This is a genomic window from Parvibaculum sp., assembly GCF_035511255.1.
GTDB lineage: Bacteria > Pseudomonadota > Alphaproteobacteria > Parvibaculales > Parvibaculaceae > Parvibaculum.
In genome coordinates, this window is the sequence record NZ_DATKFR010000489.1 from 1 (window position 1) to 3,143 (window position 3,143).

At 65.2% G+C, this 3,143-nt stretch carries 4 protein-coding genes; all 4 read left to right on the forward strand.

Annotated elements, in window-relative coordinates:
• Positions 1 to 79: 79 nt before the first annotated feature.
• The 4 genes from VMR03_RS18175 to moaC all read left to right on the forward strand — a co-directional run bounded on the left by VMR03_RS18175 (position 80) and on the right by moaC (position 3,092).
• Positions 80 to 673: an aminodeoxychorismate/anthranilate synthase component II gene (locus tag VMR03_RS18175; RefSeq protein ID WP_325407746.1), complete on the forward strand. Its 594-nt coding sequence runs from the start codon at positions 80 to 82 to the stop codon at positions 671 to 673.
• Between the two features lie 13 nt (positions 674 to 686).
• The gene (gene trpD, locus VMR03_RS18180) at positions 687 to 1,715 is read left to right on the forward strand and encodes an anthranilate phosphoribosyltransferase (protein ID WP_325407748.1); all 1,029 of its coding nucleotides are present in this window, start codon (positions 687 to 689) and stop codon (positions 1,713 to 1,715) included.
• Positions 1,708 to 2,499 (forward strand): indole-3-glycerol phosphate synthase TrpC, encoded by a 792-nt coding sequence (gene trpC / locus VMR03_RS18185; protein WP_325407750.1) that lies wholly within the window; start codon positions 1,708 to 1,710, stop codon positions 2,497 to 2,499. The genes trpD and trpC overlap by 8 nt, the downstream gene beginning before the upstream one ends.
• A gap of 110 nt (positions 2,500 to 2,609) precedes the next feature.
• A complete protein-coding gene (gene moaC / locus VMR03_RS18190) occupies positions 2,610 to 3,092 on the forward strand; it encodes a cyclic pyranopterin monophosphate synthase MoaC (RefSeq protein ID WP_325407752.1) in 483 nt (160 codons plus the stop codon).
• Positions 3,093 to 3,143: the final 51 nt, after the last annotated feature.

Genomic DNA, 3,143 nt, shown 5'->3' on the forward strand with positions numbered 1-3,143 from the left:
GCCGCTGCGGCCTATAAGTTTGCTTCAAAGGCGGCCATTTGCCGTCCGGCGGTCCGTTTTACCGCGCCATAGGTTCATCATGCTGCTCCTGATCGATAACTACGACAGCTTCACCTACAATCTCGTGCAGTTCCTGGGCGATCTGGGCGCGGAGACGGAGGTGCATCGCAACGACAAGCTGTCGGTCGGACAGGCCTTGTCGAAGCGGCCGGATGCGATTGTCATTTCGCCCGGCCCCTGCGATCCGGACAAGGCGGGCATCTGCCTCGATCTCATCATGGCCGCCGCGGAACATCGCATCCCGCTGTTCGGCGTCTGCCTCGGCCATCAGGCCATAGGCCAGGCTTTCGGCGGCCGGATCGTCCGCGCGCCGACGCTGATGCATGGCAAGGTCGACGCGATCGAGCACACCGGCAAGGGTGTCTTTCGCAACCTGCCGAGCCCGCTTCAGGCGACGCGCTATCACTCGCTGACGATCGACCCGGCAAGTTTCCCGTCCGTCCTCGAGGTGACGGCGACCTCGTCCGACGGCGTCATTATGGGCCTTCAGCACCGGGAGCTGCCGATCCATGGCGTGCAGTTCCATCCCGAAAGCATCGCGACCGAACGCGGCCACGACATCCTGCGCAATTTCCTCGAGATCACGGGCGTGAAAACGCGCGCGCTCGCCTGACGGATTTGAGCGCATGGGGGATTTCAGGGCACTCATAGGCAAGGTCGCCGACGGACATGCGCTCGCAGGCGCGGAGGCCGAAGACGCATTCTCGATCATCATGTCGGGCGAAGCGACGCCGGCGCAGATCGCGGGCTTCCTGATGGCGCTGCGCGTGCGTGGCGAGACGGTCGCGGAGCTCACGGCGGGCGCAAGCGTCATGCGCGCGAAGGCGCTCCGCGTGAAGGCCCCCGCCGACGCCATCGACATCGTCGGCACCGGCGGCGACGGCGCCCAGACCTACAATATCTCGACCGCGACCGCTCTTGTCGTCGCCTCGCTCGGCGTGCCCGTCGCCAAACACGGCAACCGTGCCGCCTCCTCGAAATCCGGTACCGCCGATGCGCTGACTGCGCTTGGCGTCAAGCTCGATATCGGGCCCGACGCGATCGCGCGTTGCATCGCCGAGGCCGGCATCGGCTTCATGTTCGCACCGGCGCATCATTCCGCCATGAGACATGTCGCACCGGTGCGCAGCGAACTCGGCACGCGCACGATCTTCAACCTCCTCGGTCCGCTCTCCAATCCGGCCGGAGTCAGACACCATACGATCGGCGTTTATGCCGCGCGCTGGGTCGAACCTTTCGCGGAGACGCTTCGCAATCTCGGTTCGGCGCGCGCCTGGGTCGTGCATGGCTCGGACGGGCTCGACGAATTGACGACGACGGGCGTCTCCTATGTCGCCGAATTGAATGAAGGCAGGATCCGCACCTTCGAAGTGACGCCGGAAGAAGCGGGCCTGCCGCGCGCGACGCTCGCCGATCTGCGCGGCGGCGATCCGGCGCACAATGCGGCCGCCATCGTCGCTTTGTTCGACGGCGCGAAGAACGCTTATCGCGATGTGGTTCTGCTCAACGCCGCCGCCGCTCTCATCGTCGCCGGCAAGGCCGCGACGCTCAAAGACGGCGCGGCGCAGGCTGCTCGCGCGCTTGACGAAGGCGCGGCGAAGAAGGCTCTGGCACGACTCGTCGCCGTTTCGAACGAGGAGGTGGCGAGTGTCTGACATTCTCGACAGGATCGGCGCCTACAAGCTCGAGGAGATCGCGGCGGCGAAGAAGGCGCGGCCCTACGCCGATGTCGAGCGCGCGGCGCGCGCAGCCTCGCCGGTGCGCGGCTTCGCGGCCGCCCTCGCCCGCAAGGTCGAAGCGAAACAGTATGCGCTGATTGCCGAAGTGAAGAAGGCAAGCCCCTCGAAGGGCCTGATCCGTGCCGATTTCGATCCGCCGGCGCTCGCCCGCGCCTATGAACGCGGCGGCGCGACCTGTCTCTCGGTGCTGACCGACGGCCCTTCGTTCCAGGGCAGCGCGGACTATCTCACGCTGGCCCGCGCGGCCGTCTCGCTGCCGGTGATCCGTAAGGACTTCATGTACGACACCTATCAGGTGGCCGAAGCCCGGGCGATGAATGCCGACTGCATTCTCATCATCATGGCGTCCGTTTCGGATGCACAGGCGCGCGAGCTCGAGGACGCCGCCTTCGATTGGGGCATGGACGCGATCATCGAAGTGCATGACGAAGCCGAACTCGATCGCGCGTTGCAATTGAAGAGCCCGCTGATCGGCATCAACAACCGCAACCTGAAGACCTTCGAGACGACGCTGACGACGACCGAAAGGCTCGCGCCGCGCATCCCGAAGGAGCGCCTCGTCATCGGCGAAAGCGGCATCTTCACACCGGACGACCTCGCGCGGCTTGCAAAAGGCGGCGTCCGCGCCTTCCTCGTGGGCGAAAGCCTGATGCGGCAGGCCGATGTCGAGGCGGCGACGCGGGCGCTGCTCGCCGTTTAGGCGACTATTCATTCCTGTCATCCCGGCCTTGTGGGATCCAGGGGCGTCAATGCCGAGCCGGTTGCTCCTGACCCCGGGACAAAGCCCCGGGGTGACAGATGAGGATGAAGATGCCGAAGAAGAAACTCACCCATCTCGACGCCAGCGGTCGGGCCAGCATGGTTGACGTCTCGGCGAAGAAAGTGACCGCCCGAACCGCGACGGCGAAGGGGCGCATCGTCATGGAACCGGAAACGCTGAAGCTCGTCACGGGCGGCGGCCTCGCGAAGGGCAACGCGCTGGAAGTCGCGCGTCTCGCGGGCATCATGGCGGCGAAGAAAACCTCCGATCTCATTCCGCTTTGCCATCCGCTGATGATCGCGAAAGTTTCGGTCGACCTCACACCCGACCCGAAAACATCGAGCATCGAAGTCGAGGCGACGGTGAAACTTTCCGGTCAGACCGGCGTCGAGATGGAAGCGTTGACCGCGGTCAGCGTCGCCTGCCTGACGCTTTACGATATGGCGAAAGCCGTCGACCGTTCGATGCGGATCGCGGACATCCGGCTGACCCACAAGGCAGGCGGCAAATCCGGCACCTATAAGGCAAAGTAGATGGCGCAAGGCCTGATCCCCGTCACGGAAGCCCGCGCCCGCATTCTGGCG